The 26,546-nt window shown below is 68.7% G+C and carries 26 protein-coding genes and 1 tRNA gene; 14 read left to right on the top strand and 13 right to left on the bottom strand.

Annotated elements, in window-relative coordinates:
• Positions 1-2 precede the first annotated feature (2 nt).
• Both GA0111570_RS05175 and nth read right to left on the bottom strand, forming a co-directional pair.
• Positions 3-665 (bottom strand): TlpA family protein disulfide reductase, encoded by a 663-nt coding sequence (locus GA0111570_RS05175; RefSeq protein WP_175557334.1) that lies wholly within the window; start codon positions 663-665, stop codon positions 3-5.
• A 25-nt stretch (positions 666-690) separates the two neighbouring features.
• Positions 691-1,410: an endonuclease III gene (nth, locus tag GA0111570_RS05180; protein WP_092607377.1), complete on the bottom strand. Its 720-nt coding sequence runs from the start codon at positions 1,408-1,410 to the stop codon at positions 691-693.
• Between the two features lie 114 nt (positions 1,411-1,524).
• Here nth and GA0111570_RS05185 point away from each other — a divergent pair, with 114 nt between their 5' ends.
• The 4 genes from GA0111570_RS05185 to GA0111570_RS05200 all read left to right on the top strand — a co-directional run bounded on the left by GA0111570_RS05185 (position 1,525) and on the right by GA0111570_RS05200 (position 3,787).
• Entirely contained in the window at positions 1,525-2,202 is a 678-nt protein-coding gene (locus tag GA0111570_RS05185; protein WP_092607380.1) for a Crp/Fnr family transcriptional regulator, read from the top strand.
• A gap of 131 nt (positions 2,203-2,333) precedes the next feature.
• On the top strand, positions 2,334-2,495 hold the full coding sequence (sp36, locus tag GA0111570_RS17615; protein WP_092607383.1) for a Sp36 family protein: 162 nt from the start codon (positions 2,334-2,336) through the stop codon (positions 2,493-2,495).
• Complete coding sequence (locus tag GA0111570_RS05195) at positions 2,495-2,953, top strand: RidA family protein (RefSeq protein ID WP_092607386.1); 459 nt, start codon at positions 2,495-2,497, stop codon at positions 2,951-2,953. Before sp36 ends, GA0111570_RS05195 begins: the two co-directional genes overlap by 1 nt.
• A gap of 72 nt (positions 2,954-3,025) precedes the next feature.
• Positions 3,026-3,787 (top strand): MBL fold metallo-hydrolase, encoded by a 762-nt coding sequence (locus GA0111570_RS05200; RefSeq protein ID WP_175557336.1) that lies wholly within the window; start codon positions 3,026-3,028, stop codon positions 3,785-3,787.
• Between the two features lie 46 nt (positions 3,788-3,833).
• Here GA0111570_RS05200 and GA0111570_RS05205 read toward each other — a convergent pair whose 3' ends face one another.
• A complete protein-coding gene (locus GA0111570_RS05205) occupies positions 3,834-4,151 on the bottom strand; it encodes a WhiB family transcriptional regulator (protein ID WP_092607392.1) in 318 nt (105 codons plus the stop codon).
• 395 nt (positions 4,152-4,546) lie between these two features.
• On the opposite strand from GA0111570_RS05205, the gene GA0111570_RS05210 reads away from it, so the two are divergent.
• From GA0111570_RS05210 to trhA, 4 genes are all read left to right on the top strand, one after another.
• Positions 4,547-6,865, top strand: a complete 2,319-nt coding sequence (locus GA0111570_RS05210; protein ID WP_092607395.1) for a penicillin-binding protein — start codon at positions 4,547-4,549, stop codon at positions 6,863-6,865.
• Between the two features lies 1 nt (position 6,866).
• Positions 6,867-7,817: a metallophosphoesterase gene (locus GA0111570_RS05215; protein ID WP_092607398.1), complete on the top strand. Its 951-nt coding sequence runs from the start codon at positions 6,867-6,869 to the stop codon at positions 7,815-7,817.
• A gap of 99 nt (positions 7,818-7,916) precedes the next feature.
• A tRNA-Pro gene (locus GA0111570_RS05220) sits at positions 7,917-7,993 on the top strand.
• 181 nt (positions 7,994-8,174) lie between these two features.
• The gene (gene trhA, locus GA0111570_RS05225) at positions 8,175-8,840 is read left to right on the top strand and encodes a PAQR family membrane homeostasis protein TrhA (RefSeq protein WP_175557338.1); all 666 of its coding nucleotides are present in this window, start codon (positions 8,175-8,177) and stop codon (positions 8,838-8,840) included.
• 86 nt (positions 8,841-8,926) lie between these two features.
• Here the strand turns inward: trhA and GA0111570_RS05230 are convergent, their stop codons facing one another.
• A complete protein-coding gene (locus GA0111570_RS05230) occupies positions 8,927-9,634 on the bottom strand; it encodes a phospholipase D-like domain-containing protein (protein ID WP_092607404.1) in 708 nt (235 codons plus the stop codon).
• A 172-nt stretch (positions 9,635-9,806) separates the two neighbouring features.
• Between GA0111570_RS05230 and GA0111570_RS05235 the strand changes: the two genes are divergently transcribed.
• From GA0111570_RS05235 to GA0111570_RS05245, 3 genes are all read left to right on the top strand, one after another.
• Entirely contained in the window at positions 9,807-11,147 is a 1,341-nt protein-coding gene (locus GA0111570_RS05235) for a TrkH family potassium uptake protein (RefSeq protein WP_245703031.1), read from the top strand.
• A complete protein-coding gene (locus GA0111570_RS05240; RefSeq protein ID WP_092607407.1) occupies positions 11,140-11,814 on the top strand; it encodes a potassium channel family protein in 675 nt (224 codons plus the stop codon). The genes GA0111570_RS05235 and GA0111570_RS05240 overlap by 8 nt, the downstream gene beginning before the upstream one ends.
• A 196-nt stretch (positions 11,815-12,010) precedes the next feature.
• Positions 12,011-13,480: an MFS transporter gene (locus tag GA0111570_RS05245; protein WP_092607410.1), complete on the top strand. Its 1,470-nt coding sequence runs from the start codon at positions 12,011-12,013 to the stop codon at positions 13,478-13,480.
• Positions 13,481-13,629: 149 nt separating this feature from the next.
• On the opposite strand, the gene GA0111570_RS05250 is transcribed toward GA0111570_RS05245, so the two are convergent.
• The gene (locus tag GA0111570_RS05250; RefSeq protein WP_092607413.1) at positions 13,630-14,406 is read right to left on the bottom strand and encodes an enoyl-CoA hydratase; all 777 of its coding nucleotides are present in this window, start codon (positions 14,404-14,406) and stop codon (positions 13,630-13,632) included.
• Positions 14,407-14,849: 443 nt separating this feature from the next.
• Between GA0111570_RS05250 and GA0111570_RS05255 the strand changes: the two genes are divergently transcribed.
• Positions 14,850-15,773 carry a sulfite exporter TauE/SafE family protein gene (locus tag GA0111570_RS05255; RefSeq protein WP_092607416.1) on the top strand — a complete coding sequence of 308 codons (924 nt, stop codon included), beginning with the start codon at positions 14,850-14,852 and terminating at the stop codon, positions 15,771-15,773.
• A 119-nt stretch (positions 15,774-15,892) separates the two neighbouring features.
• Here the strand turns inward: GA0111570_RS05255 and GA0111570_RS05260 are convergent, their stop codons facing one another.
• Together GA0111570_RS05260 and GA0111570_RS05265 are read right to left on the bottom strand one after the other, a co-directional pair.
• Positions 15,893-16,204 carry an AzlD domain-containing protein gene (locus tag GA0111570_RS05260; RefSeq protein WP_092607419.1) on the bottom strand — a complete coding sequence of 104 codons (312 nt, stop codon included), beginning with the start codon at positions 16,202-16,204 and terminating at the stop codon, positions 15,893-15,895.
• Complete coding sequence (locus GA0111570_RS05265; RefSeq protein ID WP_092607422.1) at positions 16,201-16,995, bottom strand: AzlC family ABC transporter permease; 795 nt, start codon at positions 16,993-16,995, stop codon at positions 16,201-16,203. Before GA0111570_RS05265 ends, GA0111570_RS05260 begins: the two co-directional genes overlap by 4 nt.
• Before the next feature lie 187 nt (positions 16,996-17,182).
• Here GA0111570_RS05265 and GA0111570_RS05270 point away from each other — a divergent pair, with 187 nt between their 5' ends.
• Complete coding sequence (locus GA0111570_RS05270) at positions 17,183-18,664, top strand: hypothetical protein (RefSeq protein WP_139283151.1); 1,482 nt, start codon at positions 17,183-17,185, stop codon at positions 18,662-18,664.
• Positions 18,665-18,673: 9 nt separating this feature from the next.
• Here GA0111570_RS05270 and GA0111570_RS05275 read toward each other — a convergent pair whose 3' ends face one another.
• The 5 genes from GA0111570_RS05275 to GA0111570_RS17275 all read right to left on the bottom strand — a co-directional run bounded on the left by GA0111570_RS05275 (position 18,674) and on the right by GA0111570_RS17275 (position 22,411).
• Complete coding sequence (locus GA0111570_RS05275; protein ID WP_092607428.1) at positions 18,674-19,135, bottom strand: lipocalin-like domain-containing protein; 462 nt, start codon at positions 19,133-19,135, stop codon at positions 18,674-18,676.
• A 113-nt stretch (positions 19,136-19,248) separates the two neighbouring features.
• Positions 19,249-20,523, bottom strand: coding sequence for an aspartate kinase (locus GA0111570_RS05280; RefSeq protein ID WP_092607432.1), 1,275 nt, complete (start codon positions 20,521-20,523; stop codon positions 19,249-19,251).
• A 90-nt stretch (positions 20,524-20,613) separates the two neighbouring features.
• Positions 20,614-20,895: a GNAT family N-acetyltransferase gene (locus tag GA0111570_RS05285; protein ID WP_092607435.1), complete on the bottom strand. Its 282-nt coding sequence runs from the start codon at positions 20,893-20,895 to the stop codon at positions 20,614-20,616.
• A gap of 83 nt (positions 20,896-20,978) precedes the next feature.
• On the bottom strand, positions 20,979-21,569 hold the full coding sequence (locus tag GA0111570_RS05290) for a hypothetical protein (RefSeq protein WP_092607438.1): 591 nt from the start codon (positions 21,567-21,569) through the stop codon (positions 20,979-20,981).
• A gap of 254 nt (positions 21,570-21,823) precedes the next feature.
• On the bottom strand, positions 21,824-22,411 hold the full coding sequence (locus GA0111570_RS17275) for a hypothetical protein (protein WP_139283152.1): 588 nt from the start codon (positions 22,409-22,411) through the stop codon (positions 21,824-21,826).
• A 224-nt stretch (positions 22,412-22,635) separates the two neighbouring features.
• On the opposite strand from GA0111570_RS17275, the gene GA0111570_RS05295 reads away from it, so the two are divergent.
• Complete coding sequence (locus tag GA0111570_RS05295; protein ID WP_092607441.1) at positions 22,636-23,208, top strand: DUF1707 SHOCT-like domain-containing protein; 573 nt, start codon at positions 22,636-22,638, stop codon at positions 23,206-23,208.
• Between the two features lie 74 nt (positions 23,209-23,282).
• On the opposite strand, the gene ileS is transcribed toward GA0111570_RS05295, so the two are convergent.
• Positions 23,283-26,528 (bottom strand): isoleucine--tRNA ligase, encoded by a 3,246-nt coding sequence (gene ileS / locus GA0111570_RS05300; protein WP_092608232.1) that lies wholly within the window; start codon positions 26,526-26,528, stop codon positions 23,283-23,285.
• Positions 26,529-26,546: the final 18 nt, after the last annotated feature.

Here is a 26,546-nt window from a genome sequence, read left to right on the forward strand (position 1 = left end):
GCTCAGCCGACGCCGAGGTGGTCACGGACCAGGCCACGCAACTGGTCGGAGGACGTCAGCGCTCCGGCGTGCCGGTAGACGATCTTCCCGTCGGCGTCGACCAGCAGGGTCTGGGGCAGGCCCGCCACGCCGAGACCGGCGGAGAACCGGCGATCCGGATCGGCGACGTGCGGGTAGGTCCAGCCCTCACGGCCAGCAAACTCCAGCGCCGCCGAAGGGTCCGGGTCCGCGACGTCGACCCCGAGGAACTCCACCTTCCCGCTCATGCCGGCCGACACCTCGGCCAGGAACGGCGCCTCCTGGCGGCACGGACCGCACCAGGTCGCCCACAGGTTGACTACCATCGGCGTCCCACGCAGCGTCGACAGGTCCACCGCACCCGACCCGTCCAGGCACGGCGTCGCCACCGAGGGCAGGCCTTCCGGGACCGCGGTCCCGGAGCCGGCGGCGGGGCACGCCCGGATACCCAGCTCGGCGCGCCTGCCGGACAGGTCAGCGGTCGGCGCCGCCACCGGGGCCATGCCGCTCGAGGGCGCGGCCGAGGACTCGATCGGACGTACCGGCTCGGTACCCGCACAGCCGGCCAGCACCAGGACCGCCGCCGCCATCGCGGCGACGGCGACGAGCCGACGGCCCCGCTGCGCAGGTCCCTGTCGTGTGGTCATCCTCGTCCCCTCGGTTCCAGGCCGTTCATCCCCGCGGCTCGCGGACCAGCGCGGCCGCCTTGACCGGATCGGTCTCACCCTCGCCGTACGCCGGGCAGAGTGCCGCGACCGGGCACGCGCCACAGGCGGGACGGCGGGCATGGCAGCGGCGCCGGCCGTGCCAGATCACGTGGTGGCACAGCATCACCCAGTCCTTGGGCGGGAAGAGCGCCGCCACGGCTGCCTCGACCTTGTCCGGGTCGGTCTCCGTGGTCCAGCCGAAGCGCCGCACCAGCCGGCCGAAGTGGGTGTCCACGGTGATGCCGGGCACCCCGTACGCGTTGCCCAGCACGACGTTGGCGGTCTTGCGGCCGACCCCGGGCAGCGTCACCAGATCGGCCAGCGTACGTGGCACCTCGCCGTCGAAGTCGGCGAGAACCCGGTGTCCCAGTTGCATCAGGGTCTCGGTCTTGGCCCGGTAGAAGCCGAGCGGTCGCAGGGTCTCCTCCAGTTCCGTACGATCCGCGCCGGCGAGCGCGGCCGGGTCGGGCCAGCGGGTGAACAGGCCCGGGGTGAGCTGGTTGACCCGCTTGTCGGTGGTCTGGGCGGACAGAATCGTGGCGACCAGCAGCTGCCAGGGGGAGGCGAAGTCCAGTTCGCAGCGCGCATCGGGATACGTCTGCGCCAGGATGCGGTCGATCCGGCGTGCGCGCCGGACCAGGGCGGTACCGGACTCGCGGTCCTCCCGTGCAGCGCGCGCAGTCATGCCGGTCAGCTTAGCGCGAGGTCGATAGTGGCCTGGATGCCTCACCTGGTGGGACACCTCACACGGGAGCCAGCTAGGCTGCTCCTTGTACTAGTGGCCGCTGCAGGAGGAATCGTGGACCCGGAAGTGCTCAAGCAGGCCCCTCTGTTCCGAGGACTCGACCGTGAGGCGACCAGTGCGCTGGCGCACACGATGTCGACAATCCGGCTCAGTCGCGGCGCCGTCCTCTTCCACGAGGGCGATTCCGGCAACCAGCTGTTCGTCGTCGTGTCGGGCAAGATCAAGCTCGGGCGCACCGGTTCCACTGGTCGGGAGAACCTGCTCGAGGTCCTCGGCCCGGGCCAGATGTTCGGCGAGCTGTCGGTCTTCGACCCCGGCCCCCGCTCGACGACCGCCACCGCGGTCACCGCGACGGAACTGCGCTGCCTGGAGCACGAGGACCTCGTCACCTGGCTCAAGGACTACCCACAGGTGGCCCAGGGCATCATGGCGCAGCTCGCCCGTCGGCTCCGCCATGCGAACGACTCGGTCAGCGACCTGGTCTTCTCCGACGTCCCGGGTCGGGTCGCCAAGGCCCTCGTCGACCTGTCCGGCCGCTTCGGCGAGCAGCGTCCCGAGGGCACCCTGGTGCACCACGACCTGACCCAGGAAGAGCTCGCGCAGCTCGTCGGCGCCTCCCGCGAGACGGTCAACAAGGCCCTCGCCGACTTCGCCGCCCGCGGCTGGATCCGACTCGAGCCCCGTTCGGTCACGATCCTCGACATGGAGCGCGTCAGCCGCCGAGCCCGCTGACCCCGTCACCGTCCCACCGCGGCGGTCGTCGGGTCACGGCCCCGAGCCGTGGCCTTCGACGTCCCTTGAGGGCGTACCGAACGGCGTACCGGGAGGTCCCGGAGGGCTGCCGGGGCCGCTAGGGTGACGGTATGACCAAGTGGGAGTACGTGACCGTGCCCGTCCTGACGCACGCGACCAAGCAGATCCTCGACACCTGGGGCTCCGATGGCTGGGAGCTGGTCCAGGTCGTCCCGGGCCCCAACCCGGAGAACCTGGTGGCCTACCTGAAGCGCCCGGTACAGGCCTCGTGATGTCGGTCACCACCCGTCTGGCCGAGCTGGGGCTCGAGCTACCGGCCGTCGCCACCCCCGTGGGGGCGTACGTCCCGGCGCTGCGGCAGGGCGCGCAGGTGACCACGTCCGGCCAGCTGCCGCTGGTGGCCGGCAAGCTGCCCGCGACCGGCAAGGTCGGCGCGGAGGTCAGCCCGGAGCAGGCGTACGACCTGGCCCGGACCGCCGCACTGAACGCCCTCGCCGCGGCCTCCTCGGTGGCCGGCGGCCCGGATGCGATCACCGGGGTGCTGCGGGTCTGCGTGTTCGTCGCCAGCGACCCGGGCTTCACCGCCCAGGCCGGCGTCGCGAACGGCGCCAGTGACCTGCTCGGCGAGTTGTTCGGCGTGGCCGGCCAGCACGTCCGCAGCGCCGTCGGCGTGGCCGTCCTGCCGCTCGACGCGCCGGTCGAGGTCGAACTCACCGTCACCGTCAGCTGAGCCGACGCCCCCTGGGCCCGCCGGCCCTCCACCCCCGTGCCCGACGTACGTCGGCGACGTGAGGAAACACCTGTGACCGAGCCCATCCGCCTCCTGGTCCCGAACCCGAGTGCCCTCACCCTGGAGGGCACCAACACCTGGGTGCTCCCCGGCACCAACGGCACCCCGGCGGTGGTGATCGATCCCGGGCCGGACGACTTCGCGCACCTGTCGCGGGTCCGCGCGGCCTGTCCGGACGGCATCGAGGAGATCTGGATCACCCACGGTCACCTGGACCACGTCGGCGGCGCGAGCCGACTGGCCGAGTGGACGGGGTGCTCCATCCGCGCCCTGGACCCCCAGATCTCCATGGCCGACCCGTTGCGCGACGGCGAGCGCGGGGAGGTCGGCGGGATGGCCGTGGTGTGCGCGACACTGCCCGGCCACAGCAGCGACTCGATCGGCTTCATCGTGTCCGCTCCGAGCGGGAACATGATGTTCTGCGGGGACACGATCCTGGGCCGCGGCACCACCCAGATCGTCTGGCCGGACGGCAACCTGGCCCAGTACCTGGCCACCCTCGACAAGATGGCGCGGCTGGTGGAGCAGTACTCGATCACCCGGCTGATGCCCGGCCACGGCCCCATCGTCCACGACCCGGCAGAACGCATCGCACGCTACCGGACCCATCGGCTGGAGCGGCTGGACGAGATCCGGCGGGCGTACGCCGCGGGGCACACCTCGGTCGCGGCCATCGTCGACCATGTCTACGGCGACCTGGTCGGGGACACCCAGCGTGCGGCGGAACTCACCGTGCGGGCACAGCTCGAGTACCTGGAGCTGTCCGCGAACTGAGGACGGGCCGACCTGCGCCGGCCCGTCGGCTACAGCCCTGCTCGGCTCAGGCGCCGGTCTCGCTACGGACGGCGTGGCGCGCGCCCCCGGGGACCTTGCCATCGTGGGCACGAAGGATGTCGCCCCAACCGGTGATCTCGGGGTTCTCGCGCAGGATCTTGCGGCGTTCCCTTTCGGTCAGGCCGCCCCACATGCCCCAGTTGATCCGGTTGTCCAAGGCCTCGGCCAGGCATTCCACCCGGACCGGACACCCCATACAGATGCCTCGGGCCTTGCGCTGGGCAGCACCCTCCGCGAAGAGCTCGTCGAAACGACCTCCACAGTTGGCGTGGACTGCCCAGTCTTCACCGACAAGTGCGGTCACGATAACTCCGCCTTTCGATCCGTCGTTGGAGCGGTGCGGCTGTTGCTCACCGGGGAGGCCCCGCCCTCCCTGCGGTACCACCACCGGCGTGCCGGTCCTCTCCCTGCCCCTCCGGCGCGTCTTTGCCGCAGGAAAGGCTGTCAGGAAGGAGGTGACCAGTTCCCCCAGTGGTGTTACTCCGGCAATCGTAACCTGAACCGCAGCAGGACTGAATCGGGGCCCACCTGTCGTTCACCCACGTGTCGCAATCGGCCGGGTCGTGCCACCCACCGGCGCATCCGGATCGGATCGCCCCTCCCGTCGGCGGGTCCGTTGGGTGGCTTCCCCGACTCACGTAGGCTTTGAACGTGTCGGATAACCCACCCCCCGGAAGTCGTGCGCAGGCTCTCCTGACGATGCTGGTGGTGAGCATCCTCATCGGGGTACTCAGCGCTGGATTCATCATGCCCGGCGTCGGCGTGGCCACCACCACGGTCCGCGGCGTCGCCAATGGCCTCGGAGAGCTCCCAGCCCAGCTCGAGACGCCGCCCCAGGCGGAACGGTCCACCCTGCTGATGGCCGACGGGTCGCGGTTGGCGACCTTCTACGCGGAGAACCGCATCTACGTCCCGATGTCCGAGATCGCCCCGGTCATGCAGCAGGCCCAGCTGGCGATCGAGGACCACCGCTTCTACGAGCACGGGCCGATCGACGTCCTGGGCACCTTCCGCGCCTTCCTGCGCAACAGCGCCGGCGGGTCCACCCAGGGCGGGTCCTCGATCACCCAGCAGTACGTGAAGATGGTCCAGATCGAGAACGCGCTGGCCAGTGGCAGCGATTCCGGGGTGAAGGCCGCCCAGGAGAAGTCCTACGCCCGCAAGATCCAGGAGATGCGCTACGCCATCGCCCTGGAGCAGCGGTTGAGCAAGGACCAGATCCTGGAGCGCTACCTGAACATCGCCTACTACGGCGACGGGGCGTACGGCGTGGAGGCCGCGGCCCGGCACTACTTCGGCAAGTCCGCCAAGGACCTCGCCCTGCCCGAGGCGGCCATGCTGGCCGGTCTGGTGCAGAGCCCCGACGCCTACAACCCCCGGCTCCATCCGCAGGCGGCCATCGAACGCCGCAACACCGTGCTGGACCGGATCGCCGAGCTGCACCCGGACGAGCATGACGCGGCACTGGCCGCGAAGCAGACGAAGTTCGACGCAAACTCGATCACCCCGACCCGCAACGGCTGCGCCTCCAGTCCGTACCCATTCGTCTGTGAGTACGCCCGGCAGGAGCTGCTCGCCTCCCCCGCCCTCGGCGCGACCAAGGACGACCGCCAGACCCTGCTGGACCGCGGCGGACTGACGATCCGTACGACCATCGACCCGAAGGTGCAGCTGAGCGCCCAGAACGCCGTCAACAACGTCGTGGCCCCCAAGGACCCGGCCCTGGGGACGATGGTGATGGTCAAGCCCGGCACCGGTGAGATCCAGGCGATGGCGCAGAGCCGCAGCGCGATGGGCAGCAAGGCCGGGGAGACCTTCTACAACTACAACGCCCCCGCTGCGATGGGCGGCGCCGAGGGCTACCAGGCCGGTTCGACGTTCAAGATCTTCACCCTCGCGGCCGCCATCGAGAAGGGCATCCCGCTCAACAAGACCTATCCCGCCAACTCGCCGATGCAGTTCCAGGGCACCCGGTTCACCTCGTGCAAGGGCTCGTTCGTGCTGGGTGAGCCGTGGTTGGTCGCCAACTCGACCCGATCGGCGCCCTCGATGGACCTGCAGACGGCCACCGACTGGTCGGTCAACACCTTCTACGTCCAGCTGATCCGCGACACCGGCATCTGCAACGCCACCAAGATGGCGCAGAAGACCGGGGTCGAGATGGCCACCGGCCAGGACATCGTGCAGCAGATGAGCGGCAACCCGTCGTTCGTGCTCGGCGTGGCCGAGGTGACGCCGGTCTCGATGGCCGAGTCGATGGCGACGTTCGCCGCCGGCGGCATCCACTGCGACGCACGGGTCATTGCGTCGATGACGACCGCCGACGGCAAGCCGCTGGCCACCCCCAACGGGAACTGCCAGCGCACCGTGGACGAGGACACGGCCGCCAAGGTCAACCAGGTGCTCAAGGGCGTCTCCGCGAACGGCACCGGACGCCCGGCACGCGTCGACGGATTCACCGACCAGGCCGGCAAGACGGGTACCACCGACAGCAACCAGGCCGTCTGGTTCGTCGGCTACACCCCCGAGCTGGCCGGTGTGTCGATGATCGCGATCGACAAGACCAGCAGCTACTGGAACGGTCGGAACAAGACGCTGAAGGGCATCAGGCTGCCGGCCTCGGGCACCGTCCTGACCGGTTCCGGCTCAGGTGACGCGGGGCGGATCTACAAGGTGGCGATGACCGCCGGGCTGGCCGGGAAGCCGGCCACCTCCTTCGCCGCCGCCAAGGCGCAGGCCCAGGCCGGCGACATGGTCGACCTGCCCGGTGGCCTGGTCGACATGCAGCCCGACCAGGCGCGCGCAGCCCTGGAGGGTGCCGGCTTCAAGGTCGGCGAGACGTACGTCTATGACAGCGCGGCGTACGGAACACTGCTGGGCGTGACCCCGGAGAGCCAGGCCCCCCGCGGCTCGACGGTCAACCTCCTGCTGTCCGCCGGTCCGGCGCCGGTCGGCACCCCGACGACCGGAACCGACGTCTCCCCCTCCCCGACACCGACACCCACGGGCGGGAACTGACATGCCCCGTGGGCGGACCACCACGGCCACCCGGCCGGGGTGGCGACGGGTGGTGGGCGGCACGGTCCTCGGAGGCGCCGCGTTCGGCGCCTCCTGTCTGGCGTACGCCCACTTCATCGAGCTGACCGACTTCCGGCTGCGCAGGTTCACCGCTCGGCTACTGCCCCCGGGCGCGGCGCCGCTGCGGATCCTGCACGTCTCGGACATCCACCTGTTGCCCTCCCAGCTCAAGAAGCAGCACTGGATCGCCGAGCTCGCGGCGCTCGAGCCCGACCTGGTCGTCAGCACCGGGGACAGCCTGTCGTCCGACACCGCCCTCGCCGTGCTGGAGAGTTCCCTGGGTCCACTGCTGGACAAGCCCGGTGTGTTCGTCTTCGGTTCGAACGACTACGTCCGTCCGGTGATGAAGAACCCGGCCGACTACGTGGTCAAGGGGCCCAGCTCGTACAAGGTCGAGGAGCGCGCCCAACTGGCGACCGAGGAGCTGCGCCACCGCTTCCTTCACCGTGGCTGGGTCGACCTCAACAACCATGCGGCCACCCTGGAGGTGGCCGGCCATCGGATCGAGTTCCGCGGGACCGACGACCCGCACATCGGCCGCGACGAGTACGCCTCGCTCGCCGGACCGGCCGACCCGACCGCTGACCTGCACGTCGGGGTCACCCACGCCCCGTACGCGCGGGTGCTCGACGCGATGACGGCCGACGGCATGGACCTGCTGCTGGCCGGCCATACCCATGGCGGCCAGGTCTGCCTGCCCGTCAAGGGGGCGCTGGTGACCAACTGCGACCTCGATACTGCCCGGGCCAAGGGCCTGTCCTCGCACAGCGCGTCCGGCAGGACGGCGGCCCTGCACGTGTCCGCCGGACTGGGGACCTCACCGTTCGCGCCCTATCGCTTCTTCTGCCCGCCGGAGGCCACGCTGCTGACCGTCCTCCCCCGTCAGACCTGATCCGACTCCGGACCGGCCGCCGATTTCGCACCTCGCGAACTTTGCGCTACAGTCTTCTAGTGCCCGCAGGGGCACGTTATGACTGCCTGACAAGGCAGACGGGGTGTGGCGCAGCTTGGTAGCGCGCTTCGTTCGGGACGAAGAGGCCGCAGGTTCAAATCCTGTCACCCCGACCAGATGGATGTGACACGACGTCACGAACGCCTGGATCCAGTTGTCTGGATTCAGGCGTTGTTTGTGTGGTGCCGAGATCGACCGGGCTCGTTGTCGGTGGTGGTGGTGCGTCCTCCCGGCCGCGGAGTGCAAGGATGCGTCGAGATCCGTGTCCCGGGAGAAGGCTGGTCGGTGGAGTCAGAGGTGCGAAGCAGGGACGGCAGCGTCCACGTGACCGACGAACGGTTCAATGCCGTCTCTCATCTGGCGGCGGCGTGTTTCGCCCTGGTGGGCGCGGGACTCCTGCTGGCCCAGGCGAGTGTGCAGGGTGACCCCTGGAAGATCGTCTCGCTGGGCGTCTACGGCCTGTCATTGGTGGCGCTGTTCGTGGTGAGCACCCTGCATCACGGCATCGACGCGAGCCCTCGGGTGAACGAGGTGCTGCGCACGCTCGACTACGACTCGGTCTTCCTCCTGATCGCGGGCTCGGTGACTCCGCTCGTGCTGGTGTTGTTCCGCAATGTGTACGGCTGGACGGTCCTGGGCGGGGTCTGGACGATAGCGGTCCTGGGGATCGTCCTGCGCTCGGTCTGGCGGCAGACACCGAAGTACGTCACGAACACCCTGTACATCGCCCTCGGCTGGGTGACGGCGATCCTCGTGGGCACGGCTGCGCAGGAGCCCTTCGGCGCGTTGGCGCTGATGGCGGCGTCAGGAGTGGTCTACACCCTTGGTTTCGTGGTCTACGTGATCGAAAGACCGAACCCGTGGCCCGGCATCTTCGGCTTCCACGAGTTGTGGCACGTCCTGGTGGTCGTGGCCGCGCTCCTCCACTACCTCCTCGTCTATCACTACGTGCTGCCCAGGTAGACCGCGACGTAAGGTCATGGGCCGGATGGCGGGTATCGTCACTGCCTGCCCACGAGGACGATCCCAACGAGCGGGTTCGCGAAAGGTCAGCCGTCTGCCTCCCCGCCGGTCGGGGGCACGGTGGCCGGAGCAGCCGGCGTAGTCGTACGTGAGTGCGTCGCACTGCGCGGAGCCGGCGGCAGCGGCGGCATCTGGTCCGGCGTCGTCGGCGCCATGAGAGGGACGACGTTCAGCTTCGTACCCGCCATCTGCTTCAGCATGAAGTCGTGGTTCAGGTCGAGGATCGCTCGGGTCTCCGCGGCGATGACGGCGTTCCGGCTCAGACTGAGCTCGTTGTCCTGTTGCTGCTCCCCGGACAGGGACCAGTTGGTCGACCCCTTCACGGTGTAGACGCCGTCGACGATGACGACCTTGAGATGGGAGATGGCGCTGTGGACCGAGCTGGTCCCGATGGCGATGCTGTTGCCGAACGCGTCGTTCTGCCAGCGCTGGAGGATCTCCTTCTCGTGGACACCGGCGGCCTGGCTGCGGTCGAGGCTCATCTGGACGTAGATCTTCTCGTCGGCGAGTTTCTCCTGGATGATCGCGTTGAGCTCGTCGTCGTCATAGCCGAACATGTTGACGACGATCGAGTGCTGCGCGGTGCCGAGCAGGGCCACTAGCAGCCCGTGCAGGTTGTCCCGCGGCGCGAAGAAGGTGCGCTCGTCGGGCGGGTAGCCCTCGAGGAAGCGCCCCTCCTGTTTGTAGGTGCCGAGCCCGTCCCAGGAGAACGTGGCAGCCGGAGTATCGGTCATCGGAGGCCTCCTTCACCGGGTCGCCGCTGCTCACCGCGACCACCAACACCCATGGTTCCAGGCGGCATCTGTGCTCAACCACAGACGGCTCGTTCCCACAGCATGACGGACGGCCGACGACGCGCAACCGAATCCCTCGTAGGAAGCGACGAGCGGGGCCTACTATCCTCTCGTGCGCCTGGTCCGATGGCTCGGTCATCCCGCGCGGGTGATCCCCGCGGCGTACCTGGCCGCCATCGCGCTCGGGACCGCGCTGCTGATGCTGCCCGTCGCCACCGTCACGCGCCGATCAGCCGATCTCATCGATGCGGCCTTCACTGCTGTTTCGGCCATCTGCATCACCGGTCTGGTCACGGTCGACACGCCGACCTACTGGAGCTCGTTCGGGCAGGTCGTGATCCTGCTGTTGATCCAGGTCGGCGGGTTCGGCATCGTGACGCTGGCCACGATCCTCACCCTCTTCACCACCGGTCACCTCTCGCTGCACGGATCGCTGCTCGCCAGCCAGGAACTGCACCAGCGAAGCCTGTCGGACGCGCTGCGCCTGCCCGCCCGGATCGCGGCCGTGATGCTCGGGGCGGAGCTGGTCACGGCAGCAGTGCTGACCTGGGGATTCCGTTCCCACGCCGATTCCTGGGGCATGGCTGCGTGGTACGGGGTCTTCCACTCCGTCTCAGCGTTCAACAACGCCGGGTTCGCCCTCTTCAGCAGCAACCTCATCGGGTTCGTGGGCGCTCCGGCGATCATCCTCCCTATCTGCGCGGCCATCGTCGTCGGTGGTCTCGGCTTCCCGGTCCTCTTCGAGGTCGGCAGGCGGTGGCGACGGCAAGGCCGGTGGGCCTGGTCGGCGCATACCCGGTTGACCATCTACGGCACCGTCACGCTGCTTGTCGGGGGCACGCTGATCTTCGCGCTGGCGGAGTGGAACAATCCGCTCACCTTGGGTCCGATGCCACTCGGTGACCGGCTGCTGGCCAGTCTCGCCGGCGGAGTCTTCCCCAGGACCGCCGGCTTCAATTCCATCGACTACGGTGCGGCGGACGAATCCACCCTCGGGCTCTACTACGTCCTGATGTTCATCGGCGGCGGCTCCGCAGGCACGGCCGGCGGCATCAAGGTCGGGACCATCGGCATCATCCTCGCCAGTGTGATGGCGGAACTGCGGGGAGAGGAGCAGGTCATCGTCGCACACCGCGCCATTCCTACCGCCGTACAGCGTTCCGCGCTCACCGTGGTCATGCTGGGCATCGTCACCGTGGCCTTGGCAACAGCGTTGATCGTTGCTCTCGAGCCGTTCAGCCTCCAACAGGTCCTGTTCGAGACCATTTCCGCCTTCGGGACGGTCGGCCTGTCCATGGGAATCACGGCCCAGCTGCATTCCGGGTCCCTGGTCGTCCTCATGCTGCTGATGTACCTGGGTCGCGTGGGGACGATCTCCGTCGCCACTGCCCTCGCCGTCCGTGCACACCATCGCCATTACCTACTCCCGGAGGAGCAGCCAATTGTTGGGTAGATCACGAGACCGGCACGACAATGACGAGACGGTCCTCGTCGTGGGGCTGGGCCTGTTCGGTTCGGCAACCGCCCGTGCGCTGACAGAACTGAACGTCCCGGTGATCGCCATCACCGACGACCACGCCCAGGTTGTCCACTATGCCGACGAGTTCACCCATGTCATCGAGATGGATCCGTCCGATCGCGAGGCACTGGACCAGATCGGCATCCGCGACATCCACAAGGCGATCGTGGCGCTCAGCAAGGTGGAGCTGTCCATCATGACGGTGCTGGCGCTCACCGAGATCGGCGTGGAGGAGATCTGGGCCCGGGCAGCCACCCGCGAACACGGCGCCATCCTCGAGCGCATCGGCGCGCACCACGTCGTCTACTCGGAGAGATCGACCGGTCGGCGCGTCGCCCATGCAGCCGCCGGCTACATGATCGACTACTTCGAGTTCGAGGACGGTTTCGCCATCGCCCGGACAAAGGCGCCACGGCTCACCTGGGACAAGCCCTTGAGCGAGACGTTGGTGCGGACGAGGAACAATGTCACCATCGTCGGTGTCAAACGGACGGGGCAGGACTTCGTGTACGCCGTACCCGAAACCCTGATCCACGAGGGTGACGAGTTGATCGTCTCGGGCCGCACGGCCCAGGTCGACGCCTTCTGCCGACTCCGCTGAGCCGCGCTTCCTTGCGCGTCTCGTGGCTCCACCACGGGCAGTCCTTGGCTGTGCCTGAAGCGCCCCTCGCACGTGCACGCAAGCTCGTGCAACAAACCCGCTCGTCCGTCACCCGTGTGTCACGCTCATCTTGTGAACGCCGCAGGCCACCAGGCCCGTGCGGCGCAGACACAACATCCCAACGACGAGGTGAGTCATGACAACAATCGCGACCGGCACGGTGGCCAGTCCGGCCAAGACGGTGCGGCCCTTCAGCATCCGCGACAAGCTGGGCTACATGTTCGGAGACTTCGGAAACGACTTCTCCTTCATTCTCCAGATGATGTTCTTCATGCTGTTCTACACGAACATCATGGGCATCAAGCCGGCCCACGTCGGCACGCTGTTCCTGGTCGTGCGCCTGGTCGATGCATTCGTCGACGTGGCCGTCGGCCGCCTCGTTGACCTGTCCAAGCCCCGCAAGGATGGCAAGTTCCGGCCCTGGATCAAGATCTTCGCGATCCCGGTGGCGCTCTCCTCCGCCCTCATGTACATGTCGTTCATCTCGGACTGGTCCTACACCGGCCGCCTGCTCTGGATGACCATCTCGTACGTGCTCTGGGGCTCGATGTTCTACTCGCTGATCAACATCCCGTACGGCTCGATGGCCTCGGTGATCTCCAACAAGCCCGAGCACCGCGCCGCGCTCTCGGTCTTCCGCTCCACCGGCGCAACCCTGGCCGTCCTGGTGATCCAGGTCGTGCTGCCCCTGGTCGTCTACGTCGACCGGGTCGAGCCGAACGGTGCCGTCAAGGCCGTCCTGTCCGGAAGTCGGATGACCTGGGCCGCGATCGCCTGCGCCGTTCTGTCGGTCGTCTTCTACCTGCTCTGCTACGTCAACGTGGCCGAGCGCGTGCAGCCTCCGGTCAAGGCAGCCAGTGAGCGCCAGAGCTTCGGCAAGATGCTCGGTTCGCTGGCCAAGAACCGCGCCATGATCGGCATCGTCATCGCCGCCCTGCTGCTGCTCGTCGCCAACCTGCTGACCAGCGCCATGACCGGCTACCTGTGGCTGGACTACTTCAACTCCAAGAACCTGCAGTCCGTCGCCGGCTTCGCCGGCCTGGCTCCGACCCTGCTGCTGCTGGGCATCGCCCCCTGGCTGTCAACCAAGTTCGGCAAGAAGGAGGTCGGTGTCGCCGTCACCCTGCTCTGCGGCGTGACCAACATCGTCATGTACTTCCTGAACCTGCAGCACAACCCGACGGCCTTCATCGTCCTGTTCGCCGTCGCCCAGTTCGCGCTGGCCACGTTCAACTACCTCATCTGGGCCTTCATCACCGACGTGATCGACTACCAGGAGGTCCGCACCACCGAGCGCGACGACGGCACCGTGTACGCCATCTACTCCTGGGCCCGCAAGCTCGGCCAGGCCATCGCCGGCGGCCTGGGCGGTTGGGCACTGGGCTGGATCGGCTACCAGTCGGTCGCCAAGGGCCAGCCCCCGGTCGAGCAGGCACAGAGCACCCTGCACGGCATCTACATGCTGTCCACCCTGGTCCCCGGCATCGTCTACATCGGTGTCGCCCTGGCCCTGGCCTTCATCTACCCGCTGGGCAAGAAGGCCGTCGCCCACAACGTGGCCGAGCTGGAGAAGCGCCACGTCCTCGCGGCCGCCGCTGCGGTCTGATCGAACTCCCCTCGGCAACACGCCGAGTCGCACCACCGGAACCACCTCGTACGGGTCGATCCTCACCGGGTCGGCCCGTACGGGCGTTCGGCGGCAGCGAGCGGTGGAGAGATCTTCGACGCCCCAGCGGGGAGGCACGGGCGACGAATTCAGCGGTGGCGGAACGTCGGCTCGCGCTTCTCGACGAAGGCGGCCATCCCCTCCTTCTGGTCCTCGGACCCGAACAGCGCATGGAACAGGCGCCGCTCGTGCAGCACCCCCTGCTCCAGCGTGGTGCTGAAAGCAGTGTTGACGGCCTCCTTGGCCGCCCTGCTGGCGACCTGGGAGCGGGAGGCGATCAGGGTCGCCACGTCGATCGCCCGGTCCAGCAACTCGTCGGCGGGAACGACCCGGGAGACCAGGCCCGAGCGCTCGGCCTCCTCGGCGTCGATCATCCGCCCGGTCAGCATCATGTCCATCGCCTTGGCCTTGCCCACCGCCCGGGTGAGCCGCTGGGAGCCACCCATCCCGGTGATCACGCCGAGGTTGATCTCGGGCTGGCCGAACTTCGCAGTGTCGGCCGCGACGATCAGGTCGCACATCATCGCCAGCTCACAGCCCCCGCCCAGCGCGTAGCCAGCAACTGCCGCCACCAGGGGCTTGCGCACCCGGGTCAGCCCGTCCCAACCCGCGAACCAGTCAGCCGCATCCATGTCGACGGACGACCGGTCGGCCATCTCCTTGATGTCGGCCCCGGCCGCGAAGGCCTTCGCCGAACCGGTCAGCACCAGGCAGCCGATGGCCGGATCCGCGTCGAAGGCCTCAGCTGCGGCGACGACCTCGAGCATCGTGGCGTTGTTGAGCGCGTTCAGGGCCTTGGGTCGGTTGAGCGTGATCAGGCCCACCTCGCCCCGGGTCTCGACAAGGATGTTCTCGTACGTGGACATGGTCCTCACTTCCGGTGGGCGGTCACAACCGTCCCGATGATGCCGCAGGCAACCACCGGCCACCAGTACCGGTGCCGAACCGCCGAGGTCGTACGATGCAGGCACAACGTACGGCCGAACCACCCCAGACTCGACGGAACGTACGGCTGGGCGACGCACCGCGCCGCGTATCGACGGCCGAAGGACGTACGACTCATCGCCTCCGGTGCCCCGAGTGGCACGAATCACGCCGCCAGAGTTTCACTTTTCCTTATTGATCACATAAGCTCCCTGCCATGTACAGCATTCCTGCCGATTCACAAGGGATTCGTCGCGTGGGCCGTCGACAGCGGGTCACGGTGGGTGTGTTGTGTCGAATGCCGGTGTCGCACGACTGATCGCCCAGTCACTCCCCACCGACACCGCAGCGGCCCCCTGCTGCCCTTCACCGGAAGACACCACCCATGAGACAGCTCGTCCTCCTCGCCATCGTCGGCTTCGCCGCCCAGCTCATCGACGGATCGCTCGGCATGGCCTACGGCGTCACGTCCAGCACCCTGCTGCTGGTCGTCGGCCTCAGCCCGGCAGCCGCCTCCGCCTCCGTCCACCTCGCCGAGATCGGCACCACGCTGGCCTCCGGAGCCTCGCACTGGAAGCTCGGCAACACGGACTGGCGCCTGGTCGCCAAGATCGGCTTGCCCGGGGCCGTCGGCGCGTTCCTCGGCGCCACCGTGCTCTCCAACATCTCCACCGACCTCGCCAAGCCGGTGATGGCCGTCCTCCTCGGCGGCCTGGGCGTCTACATCCTGGGCCGCTTCGCGATCCGCCCACCGCAGGTCGCGGCGGCGCGCAAGTCCCCGCACGGTACGAGGTTCCTCGTCCCGCTGGGACTGGTCGGGGGCTTCGTCGACGCCACGGGTGGCGGCGGCTGGGGTCCGGTGACCACGACCTCCCTGCTCAGCGCCGGCAAGACGTCCCCGCGCACCATCATCGGTTCGGTGGACACCTCCGAGTTCCTGGTGTCGGTGGCTGCGAGCCTCGGCTTCATCATCGGGCTCGGTACGGCCGGCATCGACTTCCGGATCGTGCTGGCCCTGCTCATCGGCGGCCTGTTCGCGGCACCGCTGGCCGCCTGGCTGGTGAGCCGGGTACCGGCCCAGGTCCTCGGCGTCCTGGTCGGCGGGATCATCATCCTGACCAACACCCGCACCCTGCTGCGGACGTTCGACGCGCCGACGGCGGCGACCGGACCGGTGTACCTGCTGATCCTGCTGGTCTGGGCGGCGACGATCGCCATCGCGATCCGTCGCTACCGCAACGACCCGGATGGCGCCGGGGTGGTCGAGCCCGACGAGAACCGGCAGACCGAGAAGGTCACCGTCGGGTGAGGTGGCCGATCCGAGGGTGACCGCTGCGGAAGCTGCGGAAGCCATGGCGGAAAGCGGACAGGTGAGGGGTGGGTGCGCATCGCACCCACCCCTCCTCCGTTTCACGGCAGGCCCTGTCGTCAGAACTGGCCGGCCGCGTACTCGGTCACCCACACCGCCGCGGCGGCGGCCAGCGCAACCACCATCAGCGAGCGGCCGCGGAGCGCCAGCACGACGGCCACGGCCAGCCCGACCAGCCCCGACTGCCACATGCTGGTGGCCAGCAGGATCGCCGGGATCGTCATCGCCGTGAGCACCGCGAACGGGACGTAGTGCAGGAACGACAGCAGCCACGGGTTGCTGATCCTGCGCCGGACCAGCACCAGCGGGACGACCCGCAGGGCGTACGTGACCAGTGCCATCACCAGCACTGAGGCGGCGAGGTAGCTCATGCGGCCCCCTCCCCCGGCGCTGGCTCCCTGTCCGGGTCCGGCGTCGGTTCCCTGTCGGGCTCCGGCGTGGCCTCGCGAGGGGAGGCCTGCTCGGCACCGATGCCGGGGACCGGGAACAGGGCGGCACCGAACGCGGCGGCGACCACCGTCGCGATGATGATCCGCCAGCCGATCTCCAGTTCCCGTACGCCCGGGACCAGCGCCAGCAGGCTGCTCACCACCCCCGCGACCAGGACGACGACCCGTACGGCGCGCGAACCCTTGGCCACCGGAACCACGATCGCCACGAACATGGCGTAGAGCAGTACTCCCATCGCACTGTGCAGCGAGGCCGGTAGGGCGCTGCCGACCAGGGTGCCGGTGAGCGTGCCGCCGGTCCAGCCGATCACCGGCAGGGACATCAGGCCGGTGAAGTAGCGGAAGCCCACCTGGGGCCGGGACATCGCGACGGCATAGATCTCGTCGGTCACCCCGTACGCCATCACCAGCCGACGCAGGACGCCGGTGCCCGGCGCCAGCCGCTGGGACAGCGAGAAGGACATCAGCAGGTAGCGCAGGTTCACCAGCGCCACGGTGACGGCCAGCTGGACCAGGGCACCCCCGGCGAGGATGACGCTCAGGCCGCCGAACTGGCCGGAGGAGGACAGGTTGGTGAGCGCCATCGTGGCCGCACTCCAGGGGCCCACGCCGCCCCGGGCGCAGTACAGGCCGAAGGCGATCGAGATGGTGAAGTAGCCCAGGGCGATCGGGATCCCGTCCCGCAGTCCGCGGCCGAAGCCGGGCTCAGCCATGGTGCTGCGGGTCCTGGTCGCACCGGGTCAGCGGCAACTGCGGACGATTCTCTGCGACGGACACGCTTCCTCCTCGGCGGGGAGCCTATCGCGCGGTGTCGCGAGCGGCCGCGCTGCCCGTTTGGTGAATGCGGGGGGCCGTATTCTGGGGGATGTCACCGTCCGACCCCTCCGAGGACTGCTGCCCGTGTCCCCTCGTCTTCCCGTGCCCCTGCTTGCCGGCGCATCGAGCCTGCTCGCCCTCGGTTCGCTGGCCCTCGCGTACGTCACGAACCCGTTCACCCGGTTCACGATCGTACGGGGCACGTACACGGCCCGGTTCGGGGCCGGCGGGCTGCAGACACGCGACCGCAACGACGGCCTGGTCATCCGGCAGCACCCCCTGTGGCGCAGCTTTGCCTACTACTCCTGCGCGGTCAACGTGCTGGGCTCGCGCTACCTGCACAGCCCCGGCTCCGGGGCGGGGACCGTCGACGGCATCATCGCCGACATCCACGCGCTGCGCTTCGACCCGGAGCGCCTGCTGCTGATCTCCGGGGACCAGTTCACCGCGCTGTTCGTACGGAACCTGGGCGTCTTCTACTACCCGATGCTGGACCGCTCGGTGCCGGGCAGCCCCGCGGACTGGCAGGACCGGGAGATCGTGTACCTGCAGACCCTCGGCTATGCCCTGGGCGTCTTCGCCAAGCAGCCCGAGCTGACCACCACGATCGTGGCGACCGGGCGCCGGGCAGCGACCTGCGTGAACATCTACGCCTACCCCTCCGACACCTTGTACGGGATGCTCTACGCCCTGGCCGCGCTGGCCGGGCTGGAACCGGGACGCCCCGCGGCCTACGCCGAGGACCACCATCCGCTCGACACCGTCGGCGCCGCCGCCGAGCTGCTGGAGCGCTACGGGTCCTCGCTGGTCGCGCACTTCGACCGCTACCTCAACATGGCCCTTGATCCGGCGACCGGCCTGGTGCGGACCGACCTGAAGATGTCCGGTGCGAAGGACATCACCCAGCGCAGCTCGGCTTTCTACGACAACGTCATCCTGTGGAAGACCAGCGAGCTGGCCCAGCGCCTCGGCCTCGTCCCCGCTGATCCGCCGGGACTGGCGGCCCTGCGGCAGCGGATCCTGGACCGCTTCTGGCTGCCGGAGCGCGGCCACTTCCTGGAGGACCTCTCCCCGGAGGCCACCGCGACGCAGTACTACTCGTCGGACTGGCTGATCGTGCTGGCTACCGGCTTCCTCGACCCGGCGGACCCGACCGAACGCGCCTACCTGGAGCGTTCGATCGAGCACATCCGCAGCACCGGTGTGGCGGAGCCGTTCGCGATCAAGTACCACACCGACACCCGCGCCCACCGGCAGTACCCGGTCGTCCGCTTCGCGGTCGCCTCGTACGGCGGGGACTCGATCTGGAGCTTCTGGGGCATGGAGTACGTCAAGACCCTGCTCCTGCTGCACCGGCACACCGGCCGGCAGGACTACCTCGACGAGGCGGGGCGGCACCTCGACGCCTACCGCGCCGCGATGGTCCGCGACAACGGCTTCCCGGAGGTCTACGACACCCACGGGAAGATGCTGACCACCCCGCTCTACCGCAGCATCCGGCAGACCGGCTGGGTGATCGGGTTCGAGCAGGCCCGCGAGATGTACCGGGCCGCCTCCGCCGGGTGACGCCTTGGCTCAGGATGCCGATGCGCGGCGCCAGACCAGGCGCGCCATGACGGTCTTGCCGCCCGATCGCATCGGGGCAGGCGAACCGAGGGTGAGGGTATCGCCGTCCAGTTCGACCGTGCGCTGCTGGGTCTGCCCGGTCCAGTTCGGGAACAGCGAGACCTCCATCGAGTGGGTCAGCGCGCCGGTCTCCGCATCGACGTGGAACGGCCCGCTGTAGGCGATGTAGCTGGAGGCCTCGGCGACGTACTCCTGCGTGGTGCCGTCGAACCAGTCCCCGGAGGCGAACCCCGCCCGGTCCGGCAGGCTCAGCTGCGCCGACATGTAGCCGTCGGGGGTGTAGATGATCAGGCCCTGGGGCCGGGGACCGAGCGGCTCGTACGGCTCGCCGCCGTCGACCGGGGTCTCCACGTAGGACTGCAGTCGCCAGGCTCCGACCAGTCGCTGGCGCAGGTCCGGAATGATCGTCATGTGGTTTCCTTCGCTCCTCGGGTTCCTCGTACGCCTCCAACGTAGGCGGTCACGGGCCGGGAAACAGATCGCCCGCCGGTCGGACGACCGGCGGGCGATGTTGGTGCTGGTGGTCAGCGACCGGTTCCGGCGTAGACCACGGCCTCGCCGTCGGCATCCAGACCGAAGGCGGTGTGGGCGGCACGGACGGCCTTGTCGAGGTCGTCCTGGTCGACGACGACGGAGATCCGGATCTCGGAGGTGGAGATCATGCCGATGTTCACGCCGGCGTCGGCGAGGGCCTGGAAGAACTTCGCGGTGACGCCCGGGTGCGAACGCATGCCGACACCGATGACCGAGACCTTCCCGATCTGGTCGTCGTACAGCAACTCCTGGAAGCCGACGCTGTCCTGGATCCCCTTCAGGGTGGCGATCGCACTGCGCGAGTCGCCGGAGGGGAGGGTGAACGAGATGTCGGTGCGGGAGGTGTCGACGCGCGAGACGTTCTGCACGATCACGTCGATGTTGATGTCAGCCGCGCCGAGGGCGGTGAAGATGGCGGCGGCGCGACCGACCTGGTCGGGAACCCCCACCACGGTGATCTTCGCCTCGCCCCGCTCGTGGGCGATGCCGGTGATCAGAGCCTGTTCCATGCCTGGTCCCTTCTTGACGTCTTTGAGATCCTTCACCCAGGTGCCGGGCTTGTCTGTGAACGAGGAGCGGACGTGCACGGGCACGTGCTCGCGGCGGGCGTACTCCACGCACCGCAGGTGCAGGATCTTCGCCCCGTTGGCGGCCATCTCGAGCATCTCCTCGTAGGAGATCTCGGGGATCTGGCGGGCGGCCGGGACGATCCGCGGGTCAGCGGTGAAGATGCCGTCGACGTCGGAGTAGATCTCGCAGTACTCGGCGCTGAGCGCGGCGGCGAGGGCGACAGCCGTGGTGTCGGAGGCGCCGCGGCCCAGCGTGGTGACGTCCTTGGTGTCCTGGGCGACGCCCTGGAAGCCGGCCACGATGACGATGTTGCCGTCGTCGAGAGCGGACTCGATCCGTCCCGGGGTGATGTCGATGATGCGGGCGTCACCGTGCTTGGCGGTGGTGATGACGCCGGCCTGCGAGCCCGTGTAGGAGCGGGCATCGGCACCGAGGTCGGCCAGTGCCATCGCCAGGAGGGCCGCGGACTGGCGCTCGCCGGTGGTGAGGAGCATGTCGAGCTCGCGCGCCTTCGGCATCGGGGAGACCTGGAGGGCCAGGTCCATCAGCTCGTCGGTGGTGTCGCCCATCGCCGAGATGACGACCACCACGTCGTTGCCCCCCTGCTTGGCGGCCAGGACACGACGGGCGACGCGCTTGATGGCGTCGGCGTCCTCCACCGAGGATCCACCGTACTTCTGGACGATGCGGGGCATGCGGCCTCCTTCTTCCACTCTGAGTCGGGCAACACGATATAGGTCCGGTCGGCCCTCGGCAGAGGGTCCCTCACTGTGGCCGGTCCCGGGTCACTTCTGCTGGGGGTGTTCCCGGAGGAGCTGCTCGACCTCGGGACTGGTGGCCACCACTCGGAGGCCGTCCTCGCGGGCCTGTTCGAGGCCCGCCTGGACCAGCGCTGCCTCGACGTCCGGGGCCGCCGCGTCGTCGCTGGACGCCAGATCGACGCCGAGCTGCGACATTTCGACGATGCCACAGTTGACCTGGTAGTCGAGGAAGCCGACCTCGTCACCACCGATGAGCGCCTCCCAGCGAGATCGGTAGGGGTTGAAGCGCACGTTCACCTCGGGCATCGGAGCTCCTGGGCCGGATCGTCGGCACCATGCCGGCGTTGGTGCCACCGATCGTACGTCGCGACCGGAGGGGTGGGGGTGGGTCAGCGCCCGATGACGACGGAGGCCAGCTCACCCACCTCGACGGTCGCGGACGAGGTGTTCGTCAGTGGGAAGGTCCCGGACTGCCCCATCCCCGACCAGGCGAGGTCCCAGCTGTGCAGCGCGGTGATCGTGTAGCTGCCGGGACGCGAATAGACGTGCCCGCAGGTCGGCGAGGGTGTGCCTGGCGGCTGGGCGCCGGCGACCCACGGCGTGGACTGCGTGCACGTCAGCCTGGTTCCGTCACCCAGGTCGTACGTAGTGGCCCGGTAGGTAGCGGTCATCGAGAGTGTGGCTCCGCCCAGGCTCACCGACTCGGTCATGGACCCGGCCCCCTCGCGCCACAGCCACAGGGGATAGCCGACGGCGAGCATGTCCCAACGGTTGAGGGAGGGATCGGGGCCGACACGAACCGTCTGGCCGGGCAACTGCAGGGTCGCGGCGGCCTCGCGGGCGAGGACGACGGGAGCGACGGTGATCGCGGGCGCAGCTGCAGGTGCACCAGCGGGTGCAGCGTTGGGGATGAAGTTGGTGAGGAGTTGGATCACCCGGCCGGTGACCGGGTCGATTCGCGAGGTGGGTTGCACCGCCACGGCTTGTCCTCCGGCGCCGGTTCCCGATCCCGATCCCGATGGAGATCCAGCGCGGTCGGAGGATGGTCCCCGTGCAGCGGAGTCGCCGCTGGATGAGCCGCGGATGGTCGTGGTCGTCTTGATTGTCCCGGTAGCTCCATCGGAGCTGGAAGGCGATACACCGAGGCCGATCCAATCGCTCATTCCCCCTGGACTTCCCCATGCCGTGAGGGGTGTTCCGAGGACGAGCAGGCAGGTCATCGAAGCAAGTCCCGTCAGTCGCATACGGACTCCTCCGAGTCGGAGCCATCGACTAGCTTCCACCCCTCAGGGAAGTGCTCCACCGCGATTTCCACCGACCCTTGAGCTCCCGTACCCACTACCGAGCCGCTGGAATCGATGATCTGGATGCGGCTGCCGTCCTCGCAACTCAACATCGTCACACGTCCATCCACATAGGTTCGTGGTTCGACGTTGATGATTTCCAGGGGCGCAGTCGCTCTGCGACCAGCTTCGTGTCCCGTTGCCAAGAAGTCAGCAACCGTATCGAGATAATTCCCTGTCGCCAGTCGGGCCATCTCGGCTGTGGGAGTCGCTGATCCACCTGCCATTGCCAACCTGTTCCGTTCCTTCGTGAACTCCCGATACACATGCTCGGCCTCCGCGTACGCCGCAGCCTCCTCGGCCTGCGCGGCAGCCTTCTCCTGGGTGCACAGGCTCCCCGACGCATCGGGCGTACAGGTCCAGGTCGGAACCGGACTCGAAGAAGGTCCGGCGAGCGCGGAGTCCCCACACCCTGCGAGCAGGGCCAATAAGACCAGTGCAAGGCTCGTTGTCGTCGTCTTCAGGCGGGCGTGCTGCATCGATCATCCCCTCGTAGCTGCCCCCAGTCTTACCGACGGGCGGTCCACCTCCCCGCCCGCCGAGGCAGTTATCCACAGGCACAGTCCGGACCGGCGACGATTCACAGCGCGCACCCACCGCAGCCCCGATGACACAGCACGAGCACCCCGTCACGCGCACCTCCGGGAAGGAGGCAAACCACGCCCCACCGCCGGGTGACTCCCTGCTCGGCATAATGGAACACATGACCAGCGATCCTGGTGACCAGCCGGGTCGCCCCCTGCCCCGGATCGGCGATGCCGAACGGCAGGCCGCAGTCGACGCGCTCAAGGAGCACTATGTCGCCGGCCGACTGAACGATGCCGAGTTCAACGAACGCCTGGACGCTGCCATGGAGGCCCGCACCCGTGCCGACCTCGGGCCGCTGTTCTCCGACCTGCCACCCCTGGGCGCCTTCGGTCCGGACCCGGCACCCTCGCAGGAGATGGCTCCGGCGCAGGCGCCCTACCTGCCGGCCATGCCGCCCCCGGCGCCGCCCGTCCCAGCCACCACCGGAACCCGTACTCGAGCGCAGACGCTGCAGCTGGTTCGTTCGCTGGTCTGGCCGGTGGCGATCGGCCTGTGGATCTTCACGGGAATCCCCTTCTGGCCGCTACTCGTCTCCGCGATCGTCGCCTCCGTCGTGGTCAGCAGGCTGTTGGAGCAGGAGAAGCAGGCCGGCCGGGCCGTCCCGCCCGCCTGGCAGGACCCGACCGACGGCGACCACGACGAGCCCCCGTCGATCGGGCCCTCCGGCCCCGGATCCCCCCGCCCCTGACGGCCAGGCACACCGACCGAACACAAAGGGGCGTACGCGGCACCAGCCGCGTACGCCCCTCCTGCCGTCCTGACTCAGCCCAGTCGGGTCACCACGAAGGCCAATCCCAGCTCCTCGACGAAGAAGTCGCGCTGGGTGATCTGGTCCTCGCGCATCTCGGTGGCCAGCACCTCGTCGGCGATCAGCGCCATGTGCTCGCGCACGGCGGCACCGGTGGCCTGGCCGACCTCGCTGTTCTCCACCGCCCAGACGAGCTCGATCCGGTCGGACACCTCGAAGCCGGAGTTCTTCCGGGCCTCCTGCACCTCACGGATCACGTCACGCGCGACACCGGCCGACACCAGCTCCGGGGTCAGCTCCAGGTCCAGCGCCACGGTCTCGCCCTGCTCGTTCAGCACCGACCAGCCCTCGCGGGGTCGCTCGGCGATCAGCACGTCGTCGGGCCCGACCTCGGTGCCGCCCTCGAAGTCGACGGTCGCCTTCCCGTCCCGGACCAGCGCCTCGTGCAGCGCGGCCGCGTCACAGGAGGCGATCGCCGCGGCGACCAGCGGGGTCTGCTTGCCGAACCGCTTGCCGAGGTTGCGGAAGTTGCCCTTGGCCGAGTAGTCGACCAGGTCCCCGGCGGACGCGAAGGAGGCAATCTCCTGCACGTTCAGCTCGTCGGAGATCTCCGCGCGCAGCGACTCGTGCAGCTTGGCGTACGAGTCGCCCGAGACCAGCAGGCGCGACAGCGGCTGGCGGATCTTGACCTTGGCCTCGGCTCGCGCGCCGCGGCCGAGCTCGACCACGCGGCGGGTCAGCGCCATCGCCTCGTCCAGCTCCTTGTTGACCACCGACTCGTCGGCCACCGGCCACTCGGTCAGGTGCACCGACGGGGCCGCCGTACGGTCGACCGGGACGACGAGCTGCTGCCAGACGTGCTCGGTCAGGAACGGCACCATCGGCGCCATCAGGCGGGTCAACACCTCCATCGTGTCGTGCAGGGTCAGCAGTGCGGAGTCCTCGCCGCGCCAGAAGCGGCGCCGCGAGCGGCGGACGTACCAGTTCGACAGGTTGTCGACGAAGTCGGCCAGCAGCTGCCCGGCGCGCTGGGAGTCGAAGTCCTCCAGCGCAGCGGTGACCTCACCGACCAGCACGTTGGTCTCCGAGACCAGCCAGCGGTCCAGCACCGGGCGCTCGGCCAGCGGCACCTCCTTGCGGGTGCCGTCGGCGTTCTCGGGCGCCCAACCGTTGGCGTTCGCGTACAGCGCCAGGAAGGAAGCGGAGTTCCAGTAGGTCAGCAGGACCTTGCGGACGATCTCCTGGATCGCGGTGTCGCCCACCCGGCGGGCCGCCCACGGCGAACCCGAGGCCGCCATGAACCAGCGGACCGCATCGGCGCCGTGCTTGTCCATCAGCGGGATCGGCTCGAGGATGTTGCCCAGGTGCTTGGACATCTTCTTGCCGTCCTCGGCCAGGATGTGGCCCAGGCAGAGCACGTTCTTGTACGAGGACCTGTCGAACACCGAGGTGCCTACCGCCATCAGCGAGTAGAACCAGCCGCGGGTCTGGTCGGTCGCCTCGCAGATGAAGTCCGCCGGATAGGCGTTCGCGAACGCCTCCTTCGACCCCTCCGCGTACGGGTAGCCCCACTGCGCGAACGGCATCGACCCGGAGTCGTACCAGGCGTCGATCACCTCCGGGACGCGCCGGTAGGTGCCCTCCTCCCCGTCCTTGGTGAAGGTGACGTCGTCGATGAACGGCCGGTGCGGATCCAGGTCGGACAGGTCGCGGCCGGCCAGCTCGCCGAGCTCGGCGCGTGAGCCGACGCAGATCGTGTCACCGGTGGCGTCGTTGACCCAGATCGGCAGCGGCGTGCCCCAGTAGCGGGTCCGCGACAGCGCCCAGTCGACGTTGTTGTTCAGCCAGTCGCCGTAGCGGCCCCACTTGATCGTCTCGGGGTACCAGGTGGTCCCCTCGTTCTCGCGCAGCAACTCGTCCTTGATGGTGGTCGTCCGGACGTACCAGGACGGCTGGGCATAGTACATCAGCGGGGTGTGGCAGCGCCAGCAGTGCGGGTAGGGGTGCTCGTGGTCGAGCGTACGGAACAGCAGCCCGCGCTGCTTCAGGTCGACCAGCGCGGCCTTGTCCGCGTCCTTGAAGAACTTGCCGCCGGCGACGTCGTAGCCCTCATGGAAGTGCCCGTCGGGGCCGATCGGGTTGACGAACTCGATCCCGTTCCGCTTGGAGGAGCGGAAGTCGTCCTCACCGAACGGCATCGCCTGGTGGACCAGGCCGGTGCCCTCGCCGGTGGCGACGTAGTCCTCGAGCACCACGAACCAGGCCCTGCCCGGCTGCTCGACGACGTCGAACGGGCGCGAGTAGGTCCAGCCCTCCATCTGGGCGCCGGTGAACCGGTCCTGCACGGTCCAGCCCTCGCCGAGCGCGGTGGCGACGTTGTCCTCGGCCACGATCACTGTGCTGTCCCCGTCGGTCGCGGTGACGTACGTGATGTCGGCGCCGACGGCCACGGTGGTGTTGGAGAACAGCGTCCACGGGGTGGTGGTCCAGATGACCAGGTCGGCCTTGCCCGCGTACGGACCGGAGGTGACCGGGAAGCGGACGAACGCGGTGGTGTCCACGACGTTCTCGTAGCCCTGGGCCAGCTCGTGGTCCGACAGCGTGGTGCCGCAACGGGGGCAGTACGGGGCGACGCGCTGGTCCTGCGACAGCATGCCCTTGTCGAAGACCTGCTTCAGCGACCACCACACCGACTCGATGTAGGAGGTGTCCATGGTCCGGTAGGCATCGTCCAGGTGCACCCAGTAGCCCATCCGGTCGGTCAGCTCGGCGAACGCGTCGACGTGGCGGGTGACCGACTCGCGGCACCTGGCGTTGAACGCCTCGATGCCGTAGTCCTCGATCTGGGGCTTGCCGTTGATGCCGAGTTCCTTCTCGACGGCCAGCTCGACCGGCAGGCCGTGGCAGTCCCAGCCGGCCTTGCGCTCCACGTAGTAGCCCTGCATCGTACGGAACCGCGGGAAGATGTCCTTGAAGACGCGGGCCTCGATGTGGTGGGTTCCGGGCATGCCGTTGGCGGTCGGCGGCCCCTCGTAGAAGGTCCAGCGGTCACCGCCGGCGGTGCGCTGCTCGGACTTGGCGAAGACGTCGTTGGCGGCCCAGAAGTCCAGGACCTGGTGCTCCATGCCCGGCAGGTCGATCTGTGCCGGTACGGCGTGGTAGGCGCCCCGGTAGTGGCCCTGCTCGGCGGTCGCGTGCGCGACCGTTGCCGCGGGATCGCGCTGCTCGACCTGCGCGTCCGTCGGGATCTCCTGCGTCATGTTCATCCCTCGTCGATC

Source organism: Raineyella antarctica (genome assembly GCF_900092135.1).
Taxonomy (GTDB): Bacteria; Actinomycetota; Actinomycetes; order Propionibacteriales; family Propionibacteriaceae; genus Raineyella; species Raineyella antarctica.

Excerpts from the sequence above, each read along its gene's own strand:
- GA0111570_RS05295 (WP_092607441.1), top strand. The coding sequence starts at position 22,636 with ATGACCAGCGATCCTGGTGACCAGCCGGGTCGCCCCCTGCCCCGGATC.
- GA0111570_RS05245 (WP_092607410.1), top strand. The coding sequence starts at position 12,011 with ATGACAACAATCGCGACCGGCACGGTGGCCAGTCCGGCCAAGACGGTG.
- GA0111570_RS05260 (WP_092607419.1), bottom strand. The coding sequence starts at position 16,204 with ATGAGCTACCTCGCCGCCTCAGTGCTGGTGATGGCACTGGTCACGTAC.
- GA0111570_RS05195 (WP_092607386.1), top strand. The coding sequence starts at position 2,495 with ATGTCGGTCACCACCCGTCTGGCCGAGCTGGGGCTCGAGCTACCGGCC.
- GA0111570_RS05255 (WP_092607416.1), top strand. The coding sequence starts at position 14,850 with ATGAGACAGCTCGTCCTCCTCGCCATCGTCGGCTTCGCCGCCCAGCTC.
- GA0111570_RS05175 (WP_175557334.1), bottom strand. The coding sequence starts at position 665 with ATGACCACACGACAGGGACCTGCGCAGCGGGGCCGTCGGCTCGTCGCC.
- GA0111570_RS05285 (WP_092607435.1), bottom strand. The coding sequence starts at position 20,895 with ATGCCCGAGGTGAACGTGCGCTTCAACCCCTACCGATCTCGCTGGGAG.
- nth (WP_092607377.1), bottom strand. The coding sequence starts at position 1,410 with ATGACTGCGCGCGCTGCACGGGAGGACCGCGAGTCCGGTACCGCCCTG.
- GA0111570_RS05250 (WP_092607413.1), bottom strand. The coding sequence starts at position 14,406 with ATGTCCACGTACGAGAACATCCTTGTCGAGACCCGGGGCGAGGTGGGC.
- GA0111570_RS05265 (WP_092607422.1), bottom strand. The coding sequence starts at position 16,995 with ATGGCTGAGCCCGGCTTCGGCCGCGGACTGCGGGACGGGATCCCGATC.
- GA0111570_RS05230 (WP_092607404.1), bottom strand. The coding sequence starts at position 9,634 with ATGACCGATACTCCGGCTGCCACGTTCTCCTGGGACGGGCTCGGCACC.
- GA0111570_RS17275 (WP_139283152.1), bottom strand. The coding sequence starts at position 22,411 with ATGCAGCACGCCCGCCTGAAGACGACGACAACGAGCCTTGCACTGGTC.
- GA0111570_RS05215 (WP_092607398.1), top strand. The coding sequence starts at position 6,867 with ATGCCCCGTGGGCGGACCACCACGGCCACCCGGCCGGGGTGGCGACGG.
- GA0111570_RS05280 (WP_092607432.1), bottom strand. The coding sequence starts at position 20,523 with ATGCCCCGCATCGTCCAGAAGTACGGTGGATCCTCGGTGGAGGACGCC.
- GA0111570_RS05210 (WP_092607395.1), top strand. The coding sequence starts at position 4,547 with ATGCTGGTGGTGAGCATCCTCATCGGGGTACTCAGCGCTGGATTCATC.
- ileS (WP_092608232.1), bottom strand. The coding sequence starts at position 26,528 with ATGACGCAGGAGATCCCGACGGACGCGCAGGTCGAGCAGCGCGATCCC.
- sp36 (WP_092607383.1), top strand. The coding sequence starts at position 2,334 with ATGACCAAGTGGGAGTACGTGACCGTGCCCGTCCTGACGCACGCGACC.
- GA0111570_RS05275 (WP_092607428.1), bottom strand. The coding sequence starts at position 19,135 with ATGACGATCATTCCGGACCTGCGCCAGCGACTGGTCGGAGCCTGGCGA.